Here is a 22,651-nt window from a genome sequence, read left to right as displayed (position 1 = left end):
AGATCCTAAAGCCGGGCTAATCCACAGGTGATTTTCTGCTCCAAAGAGATAAATGTTACTATTAACCACATTGCTGATTTCGATTATCCTTACGGTTGTCCTGATGCCTTATGCCAGGGCGCTTGCCTGCAAGTTGCAGGCAGTGGACGAGCCGGATAGTCGTAAAATTCATGAGGGCCTGATGCCTCGGTGCGGCGGCATGGCCATGGCGGTGGGCGCCATGACACCGATTGTCCTCTGGGTGCCCATGACCCCGTTCATCAAAGGACTGCTGATCGGGACGCTGATCATTGTTTTGTTCGGCATGGCCGATGACATCAACGATTTAAAGCCGCATACGAAACTTGCCGGTCAACTGGCGGCCGCCATGGTGGCCATTCTGGTGGGCGGGGTAAAGATCAGTGATTTGGGTGATTTCTTGCCGGCCGGCATGATGCTGCCGGATTGGGCGGCAATCCCGTTGACGGCCTTCGTCATTGTGGGGGTCACCAATGCCACCAACCTGTCGGATGGCCTGGACGGGCTGGCAGGGGGTATCGCGCTGCTGATATTCATTGGTATCGGATATCTAAGCGGTTCTGAAAAGAACATGCTGTTCGTCCTGATTTCCATTGCGGTCGGCGGCTCCGTGCTGGGTTTCCTGAGATTTAACAGCCACCCCGCACAGCTGTTCATGGGTGATGCAGGAAGCCAGTTCCTTGGATTTGTCGCCATTGTCTTGTCCATCACCTTGACCCAGCAAAACGCGCATTTGAGCCCCATCGTTCCGATGATTCTGCTGGGCGTTCCCATCATGGATACGTTGACGGTCATGTTCCGGCGGCTTGCCAAGGGCTGTTCCCCGTTTGCCGCAGACCGGACCCATTTTCATCACCAATTGATGACCATGGGTTTTTTTCACACGGAAGCCGTGTTGACCATTTATGTTGCCCAGGCAGCCTTGATTTTAGTTGCTGTTATTTTCCCAAGCTCAAACGATTGGCTGCTGCTGGGAAGCTACCTGTGTTTTTCGGTGGTCGTTGTCGGATCCTTTCATCTTGTCAGAAGGACGGGATACCGCATCAACCGGGACACTTTAGTGAACCCGATAAAAATGCGGTTGAAGCCGCTCAAGGATCGTGGCCGGATCATTAAAGTGTCCTTCAGGATGGTTAAGTACGGCGTTCCCCTGATCCTCCTGTTCAATGTCCTGGTTCCGACGCCGGAGGCCGAATATCGACTGCTTTATTCAGCCGGTCTATTGGGGTTGCTGGTTTTTGCCTTGATCCTGAGCAAACAGGTTTTTGGCCGGTTCCTGAAATTCGGTTTGTTCCTGTTGACGCCGTTTTTAATATACAGATGTGATCAAAGCGTCTATCTGCTGATGTCCCCGGCATTTATCGCACTCTACAATTTGTCGTACCTGATCCTGTTGATGTCCGTCTTGTTAACCATGAAACTGACCCGAAGAACCAGGGGCTTTAAAAGCTCTCCGATGGATTTTCTGGTCATATTTGTTATTCTTTTGATTCCCAATTTGCCCGACACCACATTTTCGGACTTCCGTCTGGGACTCGTTGCCGCAAAAACCGTCATCCTGTTCTATAGCTATGAAGTATTGATCGGGGAACTCAGGCGAAAATCGTTTGTTCTCCCGATCTCGGCTGCGGTTATTCTGCTGGGCATTAAGGTCCTGGTGCTTTACATGTGACGGTGGTCGTTTTTTAAAATATTGAATATCCTGAATTTCTGGTACATAATTAACCATTTCAGGGTAGGCTTAAGTTCAGGAGGCATCATGCACAATAAACCATTTATAGCTGCGTTCACATTTCTGATAGCAATGGTAGTCTGTTCCCCGCTTCATGCCGAAACATACTTCGTTGGTCCCGGCGATCGTCTGGAAATTTCCGTCTGGAGAGATGAAACGCTTAGCCGCGAAATTGTGGTTCCGCCGGATGGCATCTTGTCGTTTCCCTTAATCGGTGATGTCAACGTGGCGAATATGTCCGTGGCCCAGATTCGTGAAACCATCAAGAAACGATTGGCGGAATACGTCCCTGATGCGTCGGTTTCGGTCATCCTGAAAGAGATAAACAGTCTGAAAGCTTATGTGATCGGGCAGGTTAAAAGTCCCGGGGAGTTCGATATTACGCTGGAAAGCCGGGTAATGCAGCTGCTCGCAAAGGCTGGGGGGCTGACGCCATTTGCCGCGGAACGCGATATCCATATTCTGCGGTATCAGGGCAAGAAGATTGAAAAAATCGGGTTTGACTACAAAGAAGTGCTGAAGGGCAACAACTTGGAGCAGGATATTGTCCTTAAACGCGGGGATGTCCTTGTCGTGCCCTGATCCATCCTGTCGTCGAACACCCTGTAATGCCGTAAAGCGTTTTAGAATTAGGCGCCGACAATACAGGTACAAAATCGCCAACCGTGCGTTGTGAGTTAGAAATCAATACACGTCGCAGCCGAATAGCACCGTTATTGGCACATTGTTTTTTTCGGCCGCCGGACAATGATCCGCGAGATGATCGGCACCCACCGGATGGTGGTTTCTTTTATCATATGCGTAAATTGAGGTAAGCATTAATGTCAGTCGAGTTTAGTAAACAGGAATTAAAAGCCATTGTACGCCGTCGGAAAGGACTGTTGCTTACGTCCTTTCTGCTGATTTTTCTGACCGGCGTTATCGTCGCCGTTTCCTTGCCGCCGGTCTACCAGTCAACCGTTATGATCATCGTTGAAAACCAGGAGATTCCTGAAGATTACGTCAAATCGACGGTGACCTCCTACGTCAGCGAACGCCTGGAGATGATGCGGCGCAAGATCCTGAGCCATGGCAAGTTGTTGAAGATCATCCGGGAACACGACCTTTATCCGGACCTGAGTCAGAACAGCGAGATGGTCCAGGAGATGCGCAAGGATATTTTGCTGGAAACGATCGATGTGTCGCTGAGTGACAGAAAATCGCGGTTTAATGCGTCGGCTACGATCGCCTTCAACTTGTCCTATGCGCACCGTGACCCGAAAAAAGCCAAGGAAATCACCAATATCCTGGCCAACCTGTTCCTCGAAGAGGACCAGCGCACCCGTGAGATGCAGGCGGTTACCACGACCAGTTTCATCGAGAAAGAACTGGAGGATCTCCGGCGCCAGGTCCAGATCAATGAGGAAAAAATCAGTCAATTCAAGGCTGCCAACATCGACCAGCTCCCCGGATCGACGACGGTCTTTACCCAGACCATCTTTCGATTGGAACAGGACCTTGACAATATCGAGGCCAAATTACAAACGACCCAGGATAAAATCGTCTATCTGAAAAGCCAGATCGCCAATATCGACCCCATGGTGCCGATATTGACCGAAACCGGCAAAGTGGCCAACAATCCCAACAACCGCTTGAAATATCTCCGGCTCCAGTTGCTCAGCATGCAGTCCAATCTTTCCGACAAGCACCCGGACATCATCAAATTAAAAAGTGAAATCAGCGAGCTGGAAGCCCAGGTGGGCGAAACCGATTCCTCCGTCGAAAAACTGAACCGGCTGAATTTCATTGAAAAGAAAATAATCGAGCTGAAAGCCAAGTATGGGGACAAGCACCCGGATGTCGTCAGATATTCGAAGGAAGCCGCCTTGCTCAAAGAGCAGATCGGTCAAGAGGGGACCGGCGGTGCAAAAAGACCATCGTCGGATGAACAGTCCGACAACCCGGGATACATGAATATTAAAGCCCAGATTATCGTGGCGGAGTCTGAAATTAACGCATTGAAGGCTGAGCGGAAAAAGGTGACGGAGAAACTTGAGGATTACCAAAATAGACTCGAGAGGGCCCCCTTCATCGACGAAGAATACAACAAGCTCACCCTGGATTACCAGAATGCGCGAATAAAGTTCAACGAGGCTTCGAACAAGCTGCACAACGCCAGGATTGCCCAGGAGATGAACGCATCGGGCCAAGGTGCGCGATTCCATATCGATTCTCCAGCCTTTTTGCCGGATAGCCCGTATAAACCCAACCGACCCATCATTATCCTGCTGGGATTCCTGCTCGCTATGGGGACCGCGGTAGGCTTGACGGCCCTGAAGGAGACCATGGATACGTCAATCAAAGCCACCGAGGAGATAGAGAGCATATTGGACGTTCCCGTACTGGCGACCGTCTCCTATTACGATACACCCGAACAGCAGCGCCTGCGCCGGAAAAAACGATTAGTGCTGGCCTCCTGGATCTTGGGGATCATTTTGTTTGGGTCATTCCTGGTGGATCGATTCGTGGTGCCCCTGGACCATATATGGACAACTGTCGAAAACCGGTTGGTAGAAATGGGCATCCCCATCAAGCAAGAGTCAAAAAGTCTGTAATCACATTTTCACCTAATTGGATATGAAATGGGAAAATTTTTCAAAGCACTTGAAAAAGCGGAAAAAGAAAACCTGAACAGGCCGATTCGACAACCGGCAACTGACCGTGTGCCGTCGAATGCGGAACCGGTTGCGCCACCGGCCAAAACCAAGCCGGCACCAGCGGCGGATCGTCAACAGCCGGCGCCTGATCATGGGCGATCGGGCAAACCACCGGCCGTCCCCCCGGGGGAAATGCAAACGGCGGTGCACGCGGACCCGTCGCCCGCCATTACTCCTTCTCCCTTAGGCGTGGAATCAGTAGATCAAGCCGTCGCGGACAGGCCGGCGCATCAGGTGGCGCGGCGGTTGCAGCCCGACGATGCCTCTTCAAAACTGGAAACGGTGAGGCCACCGGTGAATTCCATGTCGGTTCCGGAGGCCGATCCAAATCGAAAACCCGACCCAATGAATGTTGCGCTGGTAAAGCCGGATCCATCACCCCGGACCTTTTCGGTCCGGCATCTTTCCCCCGAACCCGAGGTCACGCCAATTGAACTGAAGTCGCCCGAAGCCGTTGATTCGACGGCTAAAAAGGAAGTACGGGTTAGATATTCCAAGACAAGGGTGCAGGCGAATGATCCCGAAAAACTGAGGGAAAATAAAATATTCTCTATTTTTGACGACGATATTGAGACGACCAACCAGATAAAAATATTACGCGGGCAGGTTCTTAAAAAATTAAAGGATATCGGTGGGAATAGCATTCTGGTCACCAGTGCGAACCCTTATGAGGGGAAAACATTCACCAGTATCAACCTCGGGGTGAGCATTGCAAAAGAGTTCAATCGCACGGTCCTGATTATCGATGCGGACATCAGGAAACCCACCCAGCACCACACGGCCTTTTCCACCGAGTTTTTCTCTTTGAAAGTTGATAAAGGCCTTATCGACTATCTGAATGGTGACGTTGAAATATCGGATATTCTGATCAATCCGGGAATCGATAGGCTCACCTTGATTCCCGGGGGAAGGCCGGCAAACAACTCTTCGGAGCTTTTGAACTCCGGCCGGATGGAAGTGATGATGTCAGAGATAAAGAGCCGCTATCCATCCGATCGCCTGGTGATTGTTGATGGCCCTGCGATGTTACCCTATCCGGATGCAATGATCCTCTCGCGTTATGTAGATGGTGTGCTGCCGGTAGTTGAAGTGGAAAAGACATCTGCCGAAGACCTGAAAAAAATGATGAACCTGCTTAAAGAGGTTAATATCCTGGGTGTCGTATTGAACAAGAACAGGGGATAAGGCATCTAACTGTTATGAAAAAAGCACTTATTACCGGTATCACCGGACAAGACGGCGCCTACCTGGCAGAATTTTTGCTGGAAAAGGGGTACGAGGTCCACGGTATCAAACGCCGGGCCTCCCTGTTCAACACCGACAGGATCGATCATTTGTACAAAGATCCCCATGAAAAAGACCGCAGGATGATTCTCCATTACGGGGATTTGACCGATGCGACCAATCTCATCCGGATCCTGCAGCAGGTTAAGCCGGACGAGGTTTATAATCTGGCTGCGCAGAGCCATGTTCAGGTTTCTTTTGAAACCCCCGAATACACGGCTGATGCGGATGCATTGGGAACCATGCGGATTTTAGAAGGTATCCGCCTGCTGGGCCTCGAGAATAAAACCCGCTTTTACCAGGCATCCACTTCGGAACTGTACGGCAATGTGCAGGAGGTGCCGCAAACCGAAAAGACCCCCTTTTATCCCCGGTCTCCTTATGCCTGTGCCAAACTCTATGCTTACTGGATTACGGTCAACTACCGGGAGGCTTACCACATTTATGCCTGCAACGGCATCCTGTTCAATCACGAGTCGCCCATCCGGGGCGAAACATTTGTCACCAGAAAGATAACCCGGGCCTTGTCGCGTATCTATCTGGGGTTGCAGGAATGCTTGTTCATCGGCAACCTCAATGCCCTGCGTGACTGGGGGCATGCCAGGGATTATGTGAAGATGCAGTGGCTCATGCTGCAGCAGGAGGAACCGGACGACTTCGTCATTGCCACCGGAGAGCAGCATTCGGTCCGCGAATTTATCGTTCAGGCGGCAACCGAACTGGGCATCGCCATCAAATGGGAAGGTGAAGGTATCCAGGAACGCGGCATCAACATGGCCAACGGCAAAATAATCGTCGCAGTGGATCCGGTGTACTTTCGGCCTACCGAGGTGGAGACCCTGCTTGGCGATCCGACCAAAGCGAAAGAAAAACTGGGCTGGTCACCCAGCATTTCCTTCGGGGAGCTGGTCAAGGAAATGGTTCATGCTGACCTGGAAGAGGCCAAACGGGATGAACTCGTCCAGCGGGCCGGGTTCAAGGTCAACCAGCGTCAGGAATAGTTAAGTGCTGAGTGCTGAGGACTGATGGATGAGGACAACGCTATCCGGACTTAGGGCTGAAGACCGTGGGTAGAATAGAACGATTTGAGGATTTGATTGCCTGGCAGAAGGCGCGCGAGTTGACACGCCTAATATACCTCCATACCGGTGATGGCTCCTTTGCTAGGGATTTTGGCCTCAGAGACCAGATAAGACGAGCCAGTGTTTCCGTCATGTCCAATATTGCCGAGGGATTCGAAAGCGGGAGTCGGCCCGAGTTCCATCATTTCCTTGTGATTGCCAAAGGATCCTGAGCTGAAGTCTGATCTCAGTTGTATATCGCTAAGGATGTGGGCTATCTTTCTGGGTAAGACTTTAATGCGCTCATGGATCTATCTACAGAAGTTACCAGGATCATCGGCGGCCTCAGATTTTCAATACAGAAATTACTCGATGCTAAAAAATGACTTACTCCGATAAAGCAACTCAGTGCTCAGCACTCAGCACTCAGGCCCGCACCATGGCTAAGCATGCTAAGATTTTTGTCGCCGGTGCCGCAGGCATGGTGGGCAGCGCGATTATTCGGCGGCTGCTTGCCATGGGATACATGAATATTTCAGGCAGCTACCATTCACGCCGGCCTGATGCGGCCACTTTCCTGAAAAACCGGGACAAAACAAAAATTACCGATGCGGTCAAACTCTTGAAAGTGAACCTGACCGACCAGGCAGCGGTGAACACGATGTTCCAGGCGGAGAGGCCGGAGTATGTTTTCATCGCTGCAGCGAAGGTCGGCGGCATCCAGGCGAACAATACGTATCCGGCTCAATTTATTTACGAAAACCTGGCCATTCAAAACAACCTTATCCATGCTGCCCATCAAAACGATGTGAATCGGCTGCTGTTTTTGGGATCTTCCTGCATTTACCCCAAACTGGCGCCTCAGCCCTTGAAAGAGGACCACTTGCTGACCGGGCCCTTGGAACCCACCAACGAGCCCTATGCCATCGCTAAGATTGCCGGAATCAAGATGTGCCAGGCTTACAACCGGCAGTATGGCACCCGGTTCATGGCCGTGATGCCCACCAACCTTTACGGCGCCAACGACAATTTTGATCTGGAGACCTCCCACGTGCTCCCGGCGCTGATTCGCAAGTTCCATGAGGCGAAACGGGATGGCAAACCAGCGGTTGTGGTTTGGGGATCCGGGGCGCCGCGGCGGGAATTCCTCCATGTGGATGACATGGCCGATGCCTGTGTATCCATCATTAACCTGGATGAGAACACCGCGTCAGATCATTTTTTCAGTTACCCGCGCCCATGTTACGTCAATATCGGCAGCGGTGTGGACAACACGATCCGTGAGTTGGCAGAGATCATCCGGGACGTGGTCGGCTTCAAGGGAACGCTGACGTTCGATACCTCAAAGCCGGACGGTACCCCACAGAAATTATTGGATGTGACCCGGTTGCGTGAGTTGGGGTGGCAGTCAACCATCGGTTTGGCAGACGGTGTTCGAATGACCTATCAGTGGTACAGGGAACATGTTTGATGGCGCCATTCGCATCCTGGTCCTGCTGAATTCAGGTTTGTCGCCTTTTTTATACCCGCGTGACCCGTGAGCGTCGCCGGCAACAACGCCACCTCGAGGGGAGTCTTCCAGGGAGGCGTTTTCGATAAACAAATTGTCTGGCAACCGTATTTCACATCAATACGTTGGCAAGGGGTGAATAAATTAACCGATTATTCGCTTTTCCCATTGGCATGTGCTAAGCGAGTTGTGTTGGCTCAACATTAACGGTTTTATCGTGGATCTACACAGAAGATCGAATGGAGGGTGGCTGCTTATGATGATTAAAACAAAAGGTTCAGACGACCGGCAACTGGCAACGGGGCATTCGCTGTGCAGGTGTCCCGACACCCGCTTTACCATCATGAACGGCCTCAACCAAAACCGGCCCTTGCGGACCGGTCCCCGATTGTTTTTTATCATGGTTTTCATGTGGACTTGCCTTGCCACCCCCATTCTTGCCGCGGAGTGGCGGGTGGTTCCGAAGCTCGGCGTGTCCGGCGGATACGATGACAATATATTTTATACAAAAGAAGACAAAGTCGACTCTTCCGTTGTCAGCATCGAACCGGGCGTTGAACTGGATTATCAATCGCTGCTCTCGTCATTGCTGCTGAAAGCCGATTTCGATATCCTCAGCTACCTGGATGAAAGCGACCTGAACCGGGTGAATCAATACTACCGCCTCGAGGGCAACCACCGTCTCGGGCAGCGCTGGGATGCCCGCACGGAGTTACGCTTTTACAACGACACGACCTTGAACACCTACCTCGAGGAGACCGGCCGGGTGGTCGAGCGGATCGACCGGGAATACGGTTTCGCTAAGGGCGGAATTTCATACGACATATCCACCATTTCCTCCATCGATACCGATTACATTTACGAAACAGCCCGATATTCGGATGACGCCTTTTCCGATTACGACAAGCATCGGATTAGCCTGCGGTATCGCCATCGCTTGAAAACCCAGCAGGACGTGCTCTTAATCGGCCCCTCCTACTATAAGCGTAAAAACGATCTCAACGACACCGATTACGTCTCGCTCGACCTCGGTTGGATTCGCGATTGGAGCGACATAACCAATACCTATGCCTCCATCGGTGCACGCTACACGAACGTGAAAGACAAGGATGGCAACGATGAAAACAACTGGGGCGCCTTGGCCCGCTTCAACCTGACCCGCAAGGGAATCGTATCGACAACCACGTTTGAATACTACCACGACCTGGCGACGCTTGTGGACGGGACGGATGTCAACGTGGACAATTTCCACCTGAGGTACGATTATCTGCTGACCGAGCGGTTCGGCCTGGGTATAAACGGGCGGCTGGTATTAAGCTACGATCTTTTCAGCAGCCAAGGCGGTGTGGAGGACAACCGATACTATATGGTTGAACCGTTCTTGTTCTACCGATTGACCGAGGACTTCAAGGTATATCTGCGATACACCTATCAAAACAGCTCGAAAGATCTGGTCGAAAGTGAGGATACCCTTGAGCGGAACAGAGCCTGGATTGAGTTCAGGTATGAGTTGCCGATGCTGCTGTAAACTGGTGACCCAATCCGACGCCAACTTTGCGTTTTAGACACACCTCCGTAATAAGCTTTTACTGATGCGAACATAAAAGGCCCGTCATTTACCATGAAAATTCATTTGATCGCTGCGGCCCGACCCAACTTTATGAAGATTGCCCCGCTTTTTCACGCCCTTAAAAAGGAGGCGTGGGCCGATCCGGTGATCGTTCATACCGGCCAGCATTACGACATCAATATGTCGGACGCTTTTTTCAGGGACCTGGAACTGCCGGATCCCCACATCCATCTGGGAATCGGCAGCGGAAGCCATGCCGAGCAGACCGGCAGCGTGATGATCGCCTATGAAAAGGTGCTTCAGAAAGAAAGGCCGGCGCTGGTCGTCGTTGTAGGAGACGTCAATTCTACCATGGCCTGCACCATTGCTGCGAGCAAACTGGTTTATCCGTCGGCATCACAGCGGCCCGCCCGACAGCCAGGCGACCCTCTCCGACCCGTGGTGGCCCATTTGGAAGCCGGGCTGCGTTCGAAGGATCGATCCATGCCCGAAGAGATAAACCGGTTGGTTACTGACACCTTGGCCGACATCCTGTGGACGCCTTCCGCAGATGCCGTGGAAAACCTCCTGCGAGAGGGCGTGACAAGGGAAAAAATTAATAATGTCGGCAACATCATGATCGATTCCCTCGAAATGATGCGTGATAAAATAGAAAAGGCCGACGCATTCAGCGAGTTGGGGTTGACCAGGGGCGGCTATGGTTTGATTACGCTTCATCGACCGTCCAATGTGGATTCCCCGGCCAACCTGAAAACCTTGTGTCGATTGTTGGTTGGTGCCTCACAAAAAACCCCACTTGTCTTCCCCATTCATCCTCGGACGAGAAAGAATCTCGACACCTTTGGATTGATGAACACGCTTCGGGCCGCAGAGCGGATCATCCTCACGGAGCCCATGAATTATATCCGATTTATGAATCTGGTATTTAACTGCCACTTCGTCATTACGGACTCAGGAGGTATACAGGAAGAGACCACATATCTGGGCATCCCCTGTTTAACCATGCGGCCCAATACGGAACGGCCGGTTACGGTGGACCAGGGCACCAATCAGCTGTGCACCATAGAAAACCTGCAACGTCGCATAGAAAGAATCGTCTCGGGGGATATGAAAACCCATGTTGTGCCTGAGCTTTGGGATGGGCATACGGCAGGACGCATCGTGGATACTATCCGCAAGCTAAGTTAACTTCTATCATCACCTGATCGATAAAGAACAACTGAGGGTGTTTATATTGCTTGTCGCATCCCCGGCCGGCGTTCCTTTTAGACTGAGCTTCAAAGCCAACTGCCCCACAAAATAAAGCTAAACAAAACCCCGACAGCGCTGCCATCTGTCGGGGTTTTGTTTTCTGAAGGCCAAGCCGGTACTGGACCGGTTCAGGATCTGGTTGGACACCTATCATCCACAAGTCCCCCCGAAGAGCCTTTTGGGCAAAGCGATCCAATACTGCCTGAACCAATGGGATAAATTGGTTGTTTATATCGACGCCGGGTTTCTGAAACTCGACAACAATGTTGCTGAAAACGCCATTCGTCCATTTGTGCTGGGCAGAAAGAACTGGCTGTTTTCGGGAGCCCCCAGGTGAGCGGATGCCAGCGCAACCTTCTTCAGCCTGATCGAAACCGCCAAGGCCAACGGGCTTGAGCCTTATGCCTATCTTCGTTACTTGTTTGCAAAACTGCCCTTTGCCAAGACGGCGGAGGACTATCGGGCGCTTTTGCCGAAAAATATCGACCGGGAAACTCTGGCCTCCATTCGCCACTGATTCTTCCTTTTTCTCCTCAATGATCGTTGTTCCCCGGCTGTTCAAGATGGCCCTCCCAAATATTTTGCCTATCATGACAGATTTTTTTGGCTTGAGAAGATGGGGTTTATAGGACGCTTACGTTGACTCAACAAAGGATCGTCTTCCTCTGCGATTGATATACTATGAAGCCTGCTTAAGCCAAGAGGATGCCACCCACCGAGAAAAGTATATAAAAACATACCACGGAAGGATGTTTTTAAAGAACAGGCTCAAATCTTAGATGGCTGTTGGGGCATATACCTAAACTGACCGACACTACTTTATCACGGGTGGCGTTCCAGACTGGATGCTCGGGCGCACGTTAATTCAAACGCCCAATGATGAACTTAAAAACAGCGCAGCCAGCGGATATATGCGCTTTACCAATCCGGTCAGTTATTGGGTGTATGTGCTCTTTGACAGCCGGTCATCTTCGATACCAAATTGGCTAAGCAGTTGGGAATTGCGCTCGGCTGATAAAATTACAACATCGCTGAGTACACAGCCGTATCTGAAGTTGTACCGAAAGATGTTTAATGCCGGAGCTTGTGTCGATTTAGGTGGTAACTACGGACCGGGGGCATCTAACGAAACTCGCAGCAATTATATGGTTGTTTATGGAAAATAGTGTGTGAGTGTCTGACCCTGAACGGCAAAAGAAAGTAGTAAACAAAACCCCGGCGGTTGTCGGGGTTTTGTGTTTTTAGGCTTTGCAAGAGCAAGGGTTTTTCCTGATCTTGGTACCGATGTTTTTGCCACAACCTCCTTTATCAAAAAACACCATCTTTACGAATGGCGCCTTTTTGCTATATCACCATGGGCGTGGCCACTTCCTCACGTTTGTCCTTGCCGTAGAGCCGCTCCACCAACGCCAGGGCAAACTCGACGGCGGTTCCCGGCCCACGGCTGGTGAGACAGTTGCCGTCTACCACGACGCGGGCATTGACCCGGTCCCTCGTCGCAAGCCGGTCGACAAAACCAGGATGGCAGGTGGCCTGGCGACCCTTCAGTAGCCCGTGATGTTCCAGAACCACGGCCGGGCTGGCGCATATCGCCCCATACAGGCGCTTTTCTTCTTGTTGACGCTTTAAGATGCAAGTCAGGTCCGCAGAATCTCGCAGGTGCTCAGCGCCGGGAATGCCGCCGGGCAGAACGACCAGGTCGTAATTCATCTCCACGCAGTTTTCGATCAGTGCGTCGGCAACGATGACCACACCGCGGGAAGCCGTGATCTGGCGAGCGCCGGATACCGACGCCACCGTTACGGTTGCGCCGGCTCGGCGAAGCACGTCGATGATGGCCACCGCTTCCAACTCTTCGGTGCCGTCGGCCACGGGTACCAATACGGTTTTGTGCATAGTGGGCTCCTATATTTTTTAGCGAAAGGGACGTGGTCGCTCAGTCGAGTATACACCGCTCCGGCAAGCATTGAAAGATATCCGCGGTACATTGTGGAATACCAGTATCGGTAGAATGACTTCTATTTCCGGTTGGCTGAATTTCGTACCAAAAGAGACGGCGGATGTTTCGGGCGTCGTGATGGAGATCTTTAAGTATGCTGAACCGTAACAGCAAGCGCATTCCCCGCGGCTTGCGGCGGGGTTAGCGAGCGCACTGAAAATCGATTTTTTTCCTTGCGGGGAGTCTTCAATCAATCCTTGACCCGTCTACCGCTTAACGGTTTACCCTGATGTTGAATAAGAAAATGGCCAAGCATGATTCACAAATTGATTATATTTATTAAATCAATTTGTTAGCGCTTTGACTGTCGCAACGTGAGGGCTTATGCAGAATTTATCAACCTTGATTCATCTTCAAATAACTCAATACAAGGGAGGCCTGCAATGGCAGCATTCAAAGCAGAACGTGTGGTAAAAAGATATACCATGAACCTGTGTGCCGAGCCCGCCGTTGTGTTCCCGCTGCTATGCCCCATAAGGGAATATGAATGGATCGAGCCCTGGTCCTGTGATATGGTCTTTTCCGCAAGCGGCGTGGCAGAAAAAAATGCGGTGTTCAGCACGAATTTCCCAGCCCAGGGCGGTCGGGAAACCTGGATCGTGTGCCGGTATGAAAAAGATCGGGCCATTGAATTCATCCGTGTGGTGCCCGATTTTAAAGTCAACCGGCTGGATGTGGCCTTGACCCCGGCGGGAGGGACCTCCATCGTCACCTGGACCCATACCTATACCGGCCTGAGCGAACCGGGCAACCAGTGGATCAGGGGGCTGACCGACGATGCGTTCCAGTCGGAAAAAGGGGCGATCGAAGAAATGCTCGGTCACTATTTGAAAACCGGAGCCATGCTTAAAATGGCCGACCTTCACCTCGAGACCCATCCCTATGGCGAAAAAGAAAGCCATTGAGTCCGTTTACCGCATTTCTCAGCTGGCGCGGCTGTTTCGGCTGTCCCGAAGTACCCTGTTGTACTACGACCGCATCGGCCTGCTGCGGCCCTCGGGGAGGACCGGGGCCAATTACCGGGAATATAGTGACGCCGATCGAATGCGACTGGAGCAGATCTGCCGTTATCGACGCACGGGCATGTCCCTGGAAACGATCGAGTCGGTTCTGGCTGCTCCCCGGCAAAAGACGGTCAAGGCCCTGGAGCGACGGTTGGAGGCATTGAACCGAGAGATCCACGACCTTCGCTCCCAGCAGCAGACCATCGTCGAGCTGTTGAAGGATAAATCGGTTATAGCCGGTACCCGTGTGATGGACAAGCAGCGATGGGTGGCCGTCCTGCGCGCCGCCGGACTGGACGATGCGGCCATGGGGCAATGGCACGTGGCCTTTGAACGCATGTCTCCCGAGGCGCACCAGGACTTTCTGGAATCATTAGGCATCGATGCCACCGAAATTGCCGAGATCCGATTATGGGCCGCGGAAAACAGCGATTGAGACACCTGGAAAAAACCCGGTTCTACCAAGTGAAAACCGGGGTGGGGCCGAAGAACCTGAGTCGCGCCCACTATGTGACCCAGGTGTTTGCACCCTATTTCCACGAGGGTTATTGCCTGGTTATTTGAAGTCACATGGAATCAGGGGGAATCGCCAATCTATTTCGTTTCTGCTATACTTTATTTTAAAGGAGTTGGAATCCGACCATGAGAAACATTCAACTGAATCTATCGGTTTTAGAGGATTCCTTCTCGGTGTGCCAACTGGCGCCTGACGCCGGCATCCCACATTGGGCGCCGACAAAAGGCCTTGTTTCCATTACCCGTACGGCGGACGAACTGTCTATCGTCTGCCTGGACGGGGTGGTGCCGGACACGGTTCGTGCGGAGCGCGGCTTTCGTGTCCTGAAAATCGAAGGCCCCTTTGATTTTTCTCTTACCGGCATCCTGCTGGCCGTGATTGGGCCGTTGTCCGATGTTGGGATTTCTATTTTTGCCGTGTCCACTTTTGATACGGACTATGTGCTGGTGAAAAAGAATGATCTGAAACAAGCTGTTTCTGTTTTAAGCGCCTTCGGACATACCGTTCGATAGCGTCAGAAACCGAATTTCGCCTCCCTTACTTATTGGGTAATGAATTTCTTAGTGGGAATCAAATTACATATAATACTATGTAAATTTATTCTTATTTTTTGTTTTTCATTTCTTTTAAATTTCTTTACCTATTGATTTTTTTATTAATTTATCTGTTCGATGCTTTCGGCACCCCTTTTGCTTATAATTATGCCAACAGATAATGCATAACTATTAGCTTCAAAGAAAGGGGCTAATGATGAATAAAATCTTTTCCTTCTTAATCGTAATAGTGGCGATATTCATTTTTGACTTATTTTATTTCGAAGCCCCTCCGAGCGCATCCCAAGATATAAGCGGCAGTATTGCTACGGACACACTTGCTTCGGTCAATGATGTTGACGTGATTTCAAATTTCGGATTCGGCTTCAAGCAGATAGTCAATTCACAAAATAGTGGCGATACGTCTTCAATGACACGTGGTCAACTTTTCGATCCGGTTACCATTCTTTTACTGGGCAGTGGCCTGATTGGTCTGGCCGGATTGGGAAGAAAGAAAACTTAAGAAAAACCAACCAAAAAATTTCAGATGATGATAGGCAGGGTCATTCGTGACCCTGCTTATTTTTTTTGACGATTTCATTGTAAAGATAGCAAAAATCCTGTTCTTCTTCAGCCTACCGCCATTTCAATTTAATGCCTTTGAAATGTCTCTTTCATCATCAGCGTGCAGATCAGGGCAATCACCGCGGAAATCAACAGCACCAGAAGCATGGTGGTGTAGCCTTCCAGCGCATAGGCCCCAACGGCATTTCGGGGGTATGTATCCAGCACGTTCCCCAGAAAGGGCATGAACACGGCACCGCCTAAAAACGGGAAAAGGTTGACCGTGCCCACCGAGGTGCCGGCGATCTCGACCGGAAACAGCTCCTTGGTAGCCGTAAAACCGATCACTACGATGGATGACGCGCACACGGCGAAGACGAAAAACGCCACGTAAAGCATGGGCAGCGAGAGGCGGTCGGGAAAAAAGTAAAGCGTTCCCATTTCACATACGAGAATCGCCGTGCAGATGACAAAAGGCTTTTTGCGGCTTTTCAGCACGCGGTCGGAGATAAAGCCCAGCAGCGGGCTGCCGATGATCATGCCCCATGCGATCATGCTCAGAACGGCGCCGGCCGACTCGCGGGAAAGCCCGTATACGTGCATCAGGAAAGGCCCGCCCCACAGTCCACCGAACCCGAAGAAGATACCGCAATCGAAAAAAAACCACAGGGCCAGGGGCCAGAAATGCGGATTGCCGACAACTTGCCGCATCCCTGCCAGCAAGGGAATGGTCTGGGTCGCCGCGGCCGGAGCGCTGGATTTCACGGCCAGGGCGCCAATTGTCGGCCAGCCTTTGTCCTGGGGTCGATCCCGGATGATCAGCCACGCCATGAGCGCGATAACGAAGGTGCAACCGCCGATCAATTCAAAGGAGAGCCGCCAGCCGAAAGCCACCGTCATCATCGCCAGCAGCCAGGTCGCAGCCATGACGCCGGCTCCGCCGATGGCGTTGAGGATGCCGGCCATGGAGGCGAATTCATGGGGGTAGTACCACTGGGAGAGAATTTTCATGGTGGGGATGAAGACCATGGAGACCCCGAATCCGACCAGGATGCGGCCTACGAAGGCGGTTTCGATGTTGGGCGCCAATCCGAAAAGAATACTGCCTGCCGACGCGGCAATCAGAAACCAGGTGACCGTCCGTCGCGGCCCCACCGAATCCGAGAGCAGGCCTGCCGGTAGTTGCATGGCCGCATAGCAGTAAAAATAGATGGAACCCAATAAGCCCATGGTGCCGGCGGAGGTGTCGAAATCCTTAACCAGGTTGTCGGCCACCACTGAAAGGGAGAGCCGGTGAAAATAAACGAAGAAATAGGCCAGAGCCAGGATGGAAAAAATCAGCCAGCGAAACCTGAACAGGGGATGTGCGGACGGGTCAGCCATTGCAGCGCTCCTTTAAGGGTCATACACGATGTGCCGGGTGGTTAGGTTAAAATTGGAATGGGTGGAAATGAAATGATGGAAAACATGATTATCATGCCACAAGATACCGTTTATGAAAAGATCCCAGTGAACCCTATTAAATTTGATGGGCGGCGCTTTCAGACTTATAGTGTGTTTTAACAAACATTTTTTGAAACCCGTTCCACCGCGCAAAAAATGGACTTCCCAAAATGACGAGACCTGACAAAACGACCTGCAAACTGTCGGATGTGAACGACGCCCAGGCTATGCACGGTTCCCGCGGGCAACTGATATCGCAAAAACCGGGCGCTTTCCTTCTGGTGGCCGCGGCCTATGTGCTCGGCGGCGGCGGCATGCTGGCCTGGCTGATCTTTTTGGTTATGGGGCCGCTGGTCCCGTTGACCATTGGACTCGGCATGGCCGGTCGTCTGCTGCTGGACGCGCTCTTGTGCCTGCTTTTCTTCATCCAGCACAGCATCATGGTCCGCCGCGGGTTTCGTCTGTGGCTGACACGGACCGTTCGCGCGGATTTTCACGGTGCCCTGTACGCGGCGGCTTCCGGCACCTTCCTCCTGCTTCTGAGCGTTCTGTGGCAACCGGTGGGATCGGCACTATGGACACCGTCAGGACCCGTCCGATGGGCGATGATAGGGGTTTTTCTGGCGACCGGTGCCGGCGCCTGGTGGGGCGCCCGTTCCTTAGGAGATTTCGATGCCCTGGGTATTAAACCGGCCTTGCGGGCGTTCGACAGCGAAAAACCGGTCAGCACGCCGTTAACCATTCGCGGCCCTTACCGCTGGGTGCGCCATCCGCTCTACCTGTTCAGCCTGGTCATTATCTGGTCGTGTCCGATATTCACGGTGGACCGGCTGTTGCACAATGGGCTCTGGACCATCTGGATTGTCATCGGTGCCACCATGGAGGAACGGGATCTGGTCGGCTGTTTCGGTGAGGCCTACCGGTCATACCAGAAAAAGGTACCCATGCTGCTGCCCACCAGCCTGAAGCCGTTGGCGACCGGTTCCACAGGCAAACCGGAAAATCACCCATAATGGGAATTCCATCATTTCGAATTCCCAATTCCTCGATCCCTTAATTTGCCGATCCTTTTATGTTTGGTGTTGAGACTTTTTCCGAACTGCCATAATAGACGCGTGTAAAGTCAATCCGCACAAAAAAGGCGCTCCGATGCCGCAACCCAACAACCCGCAACAGGTCAAACTGGATGCTGCCGTTGCCGGGCCGCTGTTTATGCTTGCCGCCGCATTATTGTTCACCATGCTTAACATGCTGGTTAAACTGATTGGTCCGGCCTTCACCATCTGGCACATCGGATGGTATCGGTTTTTTGGTGGGGCCGCGGTGCTGCTTCTGGTCTTCGGCAGGCAGGGCAACCCCTATCGGGGTCATAATACCCGGCTGCTGATCATCCGCGGATTTACCGGCTCGGCGGCGTTTCTTTCCATCGTCACCGCCATCCGCCTGCTTCCGGTATCAACCGCCCTGGTGATCTTCTACGCCTATCCGGCCTTTTCCGCCGTCTTTTCCTACCTGATTTACGGCGAACGCATTTCCAGAGCGGAAATCGCCTGCATTGCCGTCGTGGTCATCGGCATCGCCGTGCTTTTCGATTTCAGCCTGGACGGGAATTTATTCGGCCAGCTTATGGCTCTGTCCGGGGCCGCCTTCGCCGGTTTGACCGTTACCCTGATTAAGACCCTTCGTGAAAAAAACGGCCCGGTGATCATCTATCTCTACTTTTGCACCATGGGCATGCTGGTGACCTTTCCCCAGTTTGCCATGGCTCCGCTGGTTCCATCAACGGTTACGGAGTGGGCCATGGTATTGGGCATCGTTTTTGTCTCGGTAACCGCGCAGCTTTTGATGAACCAAGGCTTTTTCTACTGCCGGGGATGGGAAGGCGGCGTATTCATGTCCAGTGAGGTGATCTTCACCGCCATTGTGGGCATCGCCTTTCTGGGAGATCCCGCATCCTGGCGCTTCTGGGTCGGCGGTTTTTTGATTTTAGGCAGCGCCGTGGCCCTGAACCGTTTCAAGGCCAATACGATGAAACGGGAGAAACGGCTTGAACAAGCAAGCTGAGGTTGAAGGGGTTGAGGGAGTCAGGAGCAAGGAGTCAGGAGGTTGGCTTCGGCTGCGTTATATTTAAAATACGCGGGAGCGAAGCGACAACAGCGCCATTCTGAATTCTGACTCCTGACTTCTTGTTATTGGTTAATTTCAACCTTAGCCATTTTCCTTGTCCACAAACCGCAGGTTATCCGCATTGTGCCGCTCGCCGGCCACCTGCTCTCCCAGCGCATCCAAGGTCTCGATCATTTCCGGTGAAAGCTGGATTGCCGTGGCCGTTACATTCTCCTTGAGGTGTCTTCTGCGCTTCATGCCCGGAATGGGGACGATGGACAAATCCTTTTCCAGCAGCCAGGCCAGGGCCAGTTGCGCCGGTGTATGACCGCTGGTCCGCGACAGGTGGACCAACCGGTCTATCAGGCGCTGGTTGAGATTCATCGATTCGGCGTCGAAGCGGGGGATATTCCGGCGATAATCCTTTTCTGTAAACGTTTTTTCAGGGCTTACCGTTCCGGTGAGATACCCCCGGCCCAATGGGCAATAGGGAACCAGGGAGATCCCCAAATCCCGGCAGGCGGGCAGGATTTTTATTTCCACATCCCGCTGCCAGAGGCTGTATTCAGACTGCAGGGCAGTGACCGGATGAACAGCGTGGGCCCGGCGCAGCGTGCCTGCAGAGACTTCCGAAAGGCCGATGAAACGGATTTTTCCTCGGGCCACCAGATCGGCCATGGCCCCCACCGTCTCTTCGATGGGAACCAAGGGGTCCAGGCGGTGCAAGTAGTATAGATCGATGGCATCGATACCTAACCGTCGCAGACTTTTTTCACAAGCTGCGGCAACATATTCGGGTCGGCCGCAGACGCCCACCGCACCGTGTTCGTCTCCCACAAAACCAAACTTGGTGGCGATTACCATTTCCCTGCGATGGCTTTTCAGCACCTTGGCAATCAGGCTCTCATTGTGCCCGTCGCCATACACATCGGCGGTGTCGAAAAAATTAATCCCCAGGTCCAGGGCGTTCTCCAACGTGGCCAGTGATTCCTTCTCCTCTGCAGGGCCATAGGCGTGGGACATACCCCAGCAGCCCAGGCCGATAGCGGTCACGTCAAGATGATTTTTTCCCAGACGGCGTGTGTGCATATTGTCTCCCCGATATCTTGGCCCAGCCAGTCGGCATTGTCCTGATGTCTCGGGCCTTCCATCTTACGCCCAACCCGTGTATGATGCTAACCGTCAGCTATCTCAAAATAACAGATAGATGAGCCTGTTTCAAAACGTTTCAGTTCGGTCAAGATCAAGGCAGGCGATCATTTCAACCGCAGGCGTAGCCGCGCTACGTCGAGGATTGAAATGTGAGCCCAACGCAGATATTGGCTGAAATGGGGCGTTTTGAAATTGGCTCAAATAAAAATATATAACACAGGAAGCTTATGCAGCGTATCATTATCGGCACAATCCTGGCCGTGCTTTGCCTGCCCTTTTCAGCCCAGGCATTTACACTGGAGGGGCATCTCGTTCAAGGCGGCATGGCCATCGGCAAAGTCGAGCCTGCAACGACCGTCTATTTCCATGGAAAAGCAATCCGGGTTTCACCGGAAGGTTTATTTGTTATCGGTTTTTCTAGAAACGCGGAACCGGAAGCGGTGATTGAGCTTCATCTCCCCTCCGGCACGGTTGAAAAACATCCGGTGCGCATCGAAAAACGGTCCTATAAAATCCAGCGCATCGATGGATTGCCGCCGCGGAAAGTCACTCCTTCCGCCGAAGACCTGGAACGAATCCGCAAAGACATCGCCCTGGTAAAGGAAGTCCGCAAAAAAGACGACCCCCGGACCGATTTTTCGCAACCGTTCATCTGGCCGGTAACCGGTAGGATCAGCGGGGTTTACGGCAGCCAGCGGATCCTGAACGGCAAACCCAAACGGCCCCATTACGGCGTGGATATTGCCGCTCCCACCGGTACACCGGTCAAGGCGCCGATTGACGGGGTGGTCAGCCTGGCCCATGACGACATGTTTTATTCCGGTGGCACCCTGATCGTCGACCATGGCCATGGTCTTTCCACCGTCTTTATGCACCTGCACAAGATATTGGTGAAAGAGGGGCAACGGGTCAAACAAGGCGACGTCATCGCCCAGGTGGGCGCCACCGGCCGCGTCACCGGCCCCCACCTGCACTGGGGCATGAACTGGTTTGAGACCCGCCTGGATCCGTCACTGCTGGTGCCACCCATGCCGGAAGCAACGGCGGCAGCCCAATAAGCCGATAAGCCCTCCAGGATCGGCAGGCCAATCCTGGAGGGCGTTGTAAACCGAAGAGGTAATACTCCGCACGCTCTCCCGGCCCGTCGGGGTGGGCCTTTGTCCGCTAGAGCATGATCTCTCTGAACTCGGAAAAGGGCGCCTGCGCGTTTGTTTCCCCGTCTTTTCTCCACGCTTATGTCAGTGGCTATCTTTTTGCGGCCGGTGGCGAATCAGCCCTTCCTGGGACACGGTGGCCACCAGCCGGCCGGCCTGAGTAAAGATGCGGCCGATGGAGAGCCCCCGGGCACGGGATGCACTGGGGCTCTCCATCGCGTAGAGCAGCCACTCGTCCATGCGAAAATCCCGGTGAAACCACATGGCATGGTCCAGACTGGCCATCTGCATTTCCGGTTCCCAGAAGGTGTGTCCGTGGGGATATAGGGAGGTGCCCACCAGATTGAAATCCGAGGCGTAAGCCAGAAGGTAGTGGTGGACAGCCATGTCATCGGGCAGGGGGCCGATCGCCCGGAACCAGACATATTTGACGGGGGCCCTTTTCTCCGGCTTGAACGGATTGATCGGATTGACGTGGCGAATCTCGATGGGCTTCTCACACAAGATCTTCTCCCGGATACCCGGGGGAATGTGGTCGGCCAGTTTGCGGGCGGTTTTTATTTCCGGTTCCAGGCCGTCCGGCCCCTGGACAGCAGGCATGTCGTCCTGGTGGTCGAAACCCGGCTCGTCGATCTGGAACGAGGCCGCCATGGAGAAAATTGGCCGGCCCTTCTGAACGGCCACCACCCGCCGGGTGGTGAAACTTTTTCCGTCCCGGATGCAGTCCACCGTGTAGGCGATGGGCTTTCTGGCATCGCCGGCCCGCATGAAATACCCGTGCAGGCTGTGGGCCTGCCGCCCGTCGGGAACGGTCTGGGAAGCCGCGGACAGGGCCTGGCCCAGCACCTGGCCGCCGAAAACGTTGCCGAAACCCAGATCTTGGCTCTGGCCGCGGAAAATGTTCTCTTCGATCTTTTCCAGCTTCAGCAGCTTCAGCAGTTCTTCAAGCACATTTCCCTCGACGCAGACACTCATGGTTGATCCTCCCGGTATGGATGGTACTGCGGTCCACAAGTATAACAAGAGCAGATGGCATCTGCTGTTTTAACCGTTTTGG

Annotated in this window: 22 protein-coding genes and 1 pseudogene; 19 read left to right on the top strand and 4 right to left on the bottom strand. The window is 52.8% G+C overall.

All coding sequences use genetic code 11. The features are described 5' to 3' along the window. Positions 1-52: 52 nt before the first annotated feature. The 11 genes and pseudogenes from ACHZBS_RS07910 to ACHZBS_RS07860 all read left to right on the top strand — a co-directional run bounded on the left by ACHZBS_RS07910 (position 53) and on the right by ACHZBS_RS07860 (position 12,288). Positions 53-1,690, top strand: a complete 1,638-nt coding sequence (locus ACHZBS_RS07910) for an MraY family glycosyltransferase (protein WP_319405958.1) — start codon at positions 53-55, stop codon at positions 1,688-1,690. Positions 1,691-1,777: 87 nt separating this feature from the next. Then, positions 1,778-2,332, top strand: a complete 555-nt coding sequence (locus ACHZBS_RS07905; RefSeq protein WP_319405957.1) for a polysaccharide biosynthesis/export family protein — start codon at positions 1,778-1,780, stop codon at positions 2,330-2,332. A 239-nt stretch (positions 2,333-2,571) separates the two neighbouring features. Beyond that, a complete protein-coding gene (locus tag ACHZBS_RS07900; protein WP_319405956.1) occupies positions 2,572-4,344 on the top strand; it encodes a Wzz/FepE/Etk N-terminal domain-containing protein in 1,773 nt (590 codons plus the stop codon). Positions 4,345-4,371: 27 nt separating this feature from the next. Continuing rightward, positions 4,372-5,631 carry a polysaccharide biosynthesis tyrosine autokinase gene (locus ACHZBS_RS07895; protein ID WP_319405955.1) on the top strand — a complete coding sequence of 420 codons (1,260 nt, stop codon included), beginning with the start codon at positions 4,372-4,374 and terminating at the stop codon, positions 5,629-5,631. 14 nt (positions 5,632-5,645) lie between these two features. After that, the gene (gene gmd, locus ACHZBS_RS07890; RefSeq protein WP_319405954.1) at positions 5,646-6,731 is read left to right on the top strand and encodes a GDP-mannose 4,6-dehydratase; all 1,086 of its coding nucleotides are present in this window, start codon (positions 5,646-5,648) and stop codon (positions 6,729-6,731) included. A gap of 65 nt (positions 6,732-6,796) precedes the next feature. Then, entirely contained in the window at positions 6,797-7,024 is a 228-nt protein-coding gene (locus ACHZBS_RS07885; RefSeq protein ID WP_394707973.1) for a four helix bundle protein, read from the top strand. 206 nt (positions 7,025-7,230) lie between these two features. Beyond that, a complete protein-coding gene (locus tag ACHZBS_RS07880; protein WP_319405953.1) occupies positions 7,231-8,262 on the top strand; it encodes a GDP-L-fucose synthase in 1,032 nt (343 codons plus the stop codon). Positions 8,263-8,557: 295 nt separating this feature from the next. Further along, positions 8,558-9,829, top strand: a complete 1,272-nt coding sequence (locus ACHZBS_RS07875) for a hypothetical protein (RefSeq protein ID WP_319405952.1) — start codon at positions 8,558-8,560, stop codon at positions 9,827-9,829. Positions 9,830-9,922: 93 nt separating this feature from the next. Beyond that, positions 9,923-11,059 (top strand): non-hydrolyzing UDP-N-acetylglucosamine 2-epimerase, encoded by a 1,137-nt coding sequence (wecB, locus tag ACHZBS_RS07870; protein ID WP_319405951.1) that lies wholly within the window; start codon positions 9,923-9,925, stop codon positions 11,057-11,059. A 175-nt stretch (positions 11,060-11,234) separates the two neighbouring features. Continuing rightward, positions 11,235-11,639, top strand: a pseudogene (locus ACHZBS_RS07865) (transposase); the annotation flags it as partial. Between the two features lie 328 nt (positions 11,640-11,967). Beyond that, on the top strand, positions 11,968-12,288 hold the full coding sequence (locus ACHZBS_RS07860) for a hypothetical protein (protein WP_319405950.1): 321 nt from the start codon (positions 11,968-11,970) through the stop codon (positions 12,286-12,288). 178 nt (positions 12,289-12,466) lie between these two features. Here the strand turns inward: ACHZBS_RS07860 and ACHZBS_RS07855 are convergent, their stop codons facing one another. Further along, a complete protein-coding gene (locus ACHZBS_RS07855; protein WP_319405949.1) occupies positions 12,467-13,018 on the bottom strand; it encodes a DJ-1 family glyoxalase III in 552 nt (183 codons plus the stop codon). Positions 13,019-13,504: 486 nt separating this feature from the next. Between ACHZBS_RS07855 and ACHZBS_RS07850 the strand changes: the two genes are divergently transcribed. From ACHZBS_RS07850 to ACHZBS_RS07830, 5 genes are all read left to right on the top strand, one after another. Continuing rightward, a complete protein-coding gene (locus ACHZBS_RS07850) occupies positions 13,505-14,026 on the top strand; it encodes a hypothetical protein (protein ID WP_319405948.1) in 522 nt (173 codons plus the stop codon). Continuing rightward, positions 14,004-14,561, top strand: coding sequence for a MerR family transcriptional regulator (locus tag ACHZBS_RS07845; RefSeq protein WP_319405947.1), 558 nt, complete (start codon positions 14,004-14,006; stop codon positions 14,559-14,561). Before ACHZBS_RS07850 ends, ACHZBS_RS07845 begins: the two co-directional genes overlap by 23 nt. Then, the gene (locus ACHZBS_RS07840; protein WP_319405946.1) at positions 14,558-14,689 is read left to right on the top strand and encodes a hypothetical protein; all 132 of its coding nucleotides are present in this window, start codon (positions 14,558-14,560) and stop codon (positions 14,687-14,689) included. The genes ACHZBS_RS07845 and ACHZBS_RS07840 overlap by 4 nt, the downstream gene beginning before the upstream one ends. A gap of 78 nt (positions 14,690-14,767) precedes the next feature. Continuing rightward, positions 14,768-15,154: an ACT domain-containing protein gene (locus ACHZBS_RS07835; protein WP_319405945.1), complete on the top strand. Its 387-nt coding sequence runs from the start codon at positions 14,768-14,770 to the stop codon at positions 15,152-15,154. Positions 15,155-15,389: 235 nt separating this feature from the next. Then, the gene (locus tag ACHZBS_RS07830) at positions 15,390-15,698 is read left to right on the top strand and encodes a hypothetical protein (protein ID WP_319405944.1); all 309 of its coding nucleotides are present in this window, start codon (positions 15,390-15,392) and stop codon (positions 15,696-15,698) included. 128 nt (positions 15,699-15,826) lie between these two features. Here ACHZBS_RS07830 and ACHZBS_RS07825 read toward each other — a convergent pair whose 3' ends face one another. Beyond that, positions 15,827-17,122 (bottom strand): MFS transporter, encoded by a 1,296-nt coding sequence (locus ACHZBS_RS07825; protein ID WP_319405943.1) that lies wholly within the window; start codon positions 17,120-17,122, stop codon positions 15,827-15,829. Positions 17,123-17,352: 230 nt separating this feature from the next. Here ACHZBS_RS07825 and ACHZBS_RS07820 point away from each other — a divergent pair, with 230 nt between their 5' ends. Next, the gene (locus tag ACHZBS_RS07820; protein ID WP_319405942.1) at positions 17,353-18,195 is read left to right on the top strand and encodes an isoprenylcysteine carboxylmethyltransferase family protein; all 843 of its coding nucleotides are present in this window, start codon (positions 17,353-17,355) and stop codon (positions 18,193-18,195) included. Positions 18,196-18,331: 136 nt separating this feature from the next. After that, on the top strand, positions 18,332-19,246 hold the full coding sequence (locus tag ACHZBS_RS07815) for a DMT family transporter (RefSeq protein ID WP_319405941.1): 915 nt from the start codon (positions 18,332-18,334) through the stop codon (positions 19,244-19,246). Positions 19,247-19,390: 144 nt separating this feature from the next. Here ACHZBS_RS07815 and ACHZBS_RS07810 read toward each other — a convergent pair whose 3' ends face one another. Next, positions 19,391-20,377 carry an aldo/keto reductase gene (locus tag ACHZBS_RS07810; RefSeq protein WP_319405940.1) on the bottom strand — a complete coding sequence of 329 codons (987 nt, stop codon included), beginning with the start codon at positions 20,375-20,377 and terminating at the stop codon, positions 19,391-19,393. A 290-nt stretch (positions 20,378-20,667) separates the two neighbouring features. On the opposite strand from ACHZBS_RS07810, the gene ACHZBS_RS07805 reads away from it, so the two are divergent. After that, the gene (locus ACHZBS_RS07805; RefSeq protein ID WP_319405939.1) at positions 20,668-21,498 is read left to right on the top strand and encodes a M23 family metallopeptidase; all 831 of its coding nucleotides are present in this window, start codon (positions 20,668-20,670) and stop codon (positions 21,496-21,498) included. 180 nt (positions 21,499-21,678) lie between these two features. On the opposite strand, the gene tesB is transcribed toward ACHZBS_RS07805, so the two are convergent. Then, on the bottom strand, positions 21,679-22,569 hold the full coding sequence (tesB, locus tag ACHZBS_RS07800) for an acyl-CoA thioesterase II (protein ID WP_319405938.1): 891 nt from the start codon (positions 22,567-22,569) through the stop codon (positions 21,679-21,681). Between the last annotated feature and the right edge of the window lie 82 nt (positions 22,570-22,651).

It is taken from the genome of uncultured Desulfosarcina sp. (assembly GCF_963664155.2).
Lineage (GTDB): Bacteria > Desulfobacterota > Desulfobacteria > Desulfobacterales > Desulfosarcinaceae > Desulfosarcina.
This window is presented reverse-complemented; position numbering and strand designations above follow the sequence as displayed.

What these genes read in the sequence shown, in the direction of transcription:
- ACHZBS_RS07910 (WP_319405958.1), top strand. Translation starts at nt 53, where the DNA reads ATGTTACTATTAACCACATTGCTGATTTCGATTATCCTTACGGTTGTC.
- ACHZBS_RS07905 (WP_319405957.1), top strand. Translation starts at nt 1,778, where the DNA reads ATGCACAATAAACCATTTATAGCTGCGTTCACATTTCTGATAGCAATG.
- ACHZBS_RS07900 (WP_319405956.1), top strand. Translation starts at nt 2,572, where the DNA reads ATGTCAGTCGAGTTTAGTAAACAGGAATTAAAAGCCATTGTACGCCGT.
- ACHZBS_RS07895 (WP_319405955.1), top strand. Translation starts at nt 4,372, where the DNA reads ATGGGAAAATTTTTCAAAGCACTTGAAAAAGCGGAAAAAGAAAACCTG.
- gmd (WP_319405954.1), top strand. Translation starts at nt 5,646, where the DNA reads ATGAAAAAAGCACTTATTACCGGTATCACCGGACAAGACGGCGCCTAC.
- ACHZBS_RS07880 (WP_319405953.1), top strand. Translation starts at nt 7,231, where the DNA reads ATGGCTAAGCATGCTAAGATTTTTGTCGCCGGTGCCGCAGGCATGGTG.
- ACHZBS_RS07875 (WP_319405952.1), top strand. Translation starts at nt 8,558, where the DNA reads ATGATGATTAAAACAAAAGGTTCAGACGACCGGCAACTGGCAACGGGG.
- wecB (WP_319405951.1), top strand. Translation starts at nt 9,923, where the DNA reads ATGAAAATTCATTTGATCGCTGCGGCCCGACCCAACTTTATGAAGATT.
- ACHZBS_RS07860 (WP_319405950.1), top strand. Translation starts at nt 11,968, where the DNA reads ATGCTCGGGCGCACGTTAATTCAAACGCCCAATGATGAACTTAAAAAC.
- ACHZBS_RS07855 (WP_319405949.1), bottom strand. Translation starts at nt 13,018, where the DNA reads ATGCACAAAACCGTATTGGTACCCGTGGCCGACGGCACCGAAGAGTTG.
- ACHZBS_RS07850 (WP_319405948.1), top strand. Translation starts at nt 13,505, where the DNA reads ATGGCAGCATTCAAAGCAGAACGTGTGGTAAAAAGATATACCATGAAC.
- ACHZBS_RS07845 (WP_319405947.1), top strand. Translation starts at nt 14,004, where the DNA reads ATGGCGAAAAAGAAAGCCATTGAGTCCGTTTACCGCATTTCTCAGCTG.
- ACHZBS_RS07835 (WP_319405945.1), top strand. Translation starts at nt 14,768, where the DNA reads ATGAGAAACATTCAACTGAATCTATCGGTTTTAGAGGATTCCTTCTCG.
- ACHZBS_RS07830 (WP_319405944.1), top strand. Translation starts at nt 15,390, where the DNA reads ATGATGAATAAAATCTTTTCCTTCTTAATCGTAATAGTGGCGATATTC.
- ACHZBS_RS07825 (WP_319405943.1), bottom strand. Translation starts at nt 17,122, where the DNA reads ATGGCTGACCCGTCCGCACATCCCCTGTTCAGGTTTCGCTGGCTGATT.
- ACHZBS_RS07820 (WP_319405942.1), top strand. Translation starts at nt 17,353, where the DNA reads ATGACGAGACCTGACAAAACGACCTGCAAACTGTCGGATGTGAACGAC.
- ACHZBS_RS07815 (WP_319405941.1), top strand. Translation starts at nt 18,332, where the DNA reads ATGCCGCAACCCAACAACCCGCAACAGGTCAAACTGGATGCTGCCGTT.
- ACHZBS_RS07810 (WP_319405940.1), bottom strand. Translation starts at nt 20,377, where the DNA reads ATGCACACACGCCGTCTGGGAAAAAATCATCTTGACGTGACCGCTATC.
- ACHZBS_RS07805 (WP_319405939.1), top strand. Translation starts at nt 20,668, where the DNA reads ATGCAGCGTATCATTATCGGCACAATCCTGGCCGTGCTTTGCCTGCCC.
- tesB (WP_319405938.1), bottom strand. Translation starts at nt 22,569, where the DNA reads ATGAGTGTCTGCGTCGAGGGAAATGTGCTTGAAGAACTGCTGAAGCTG.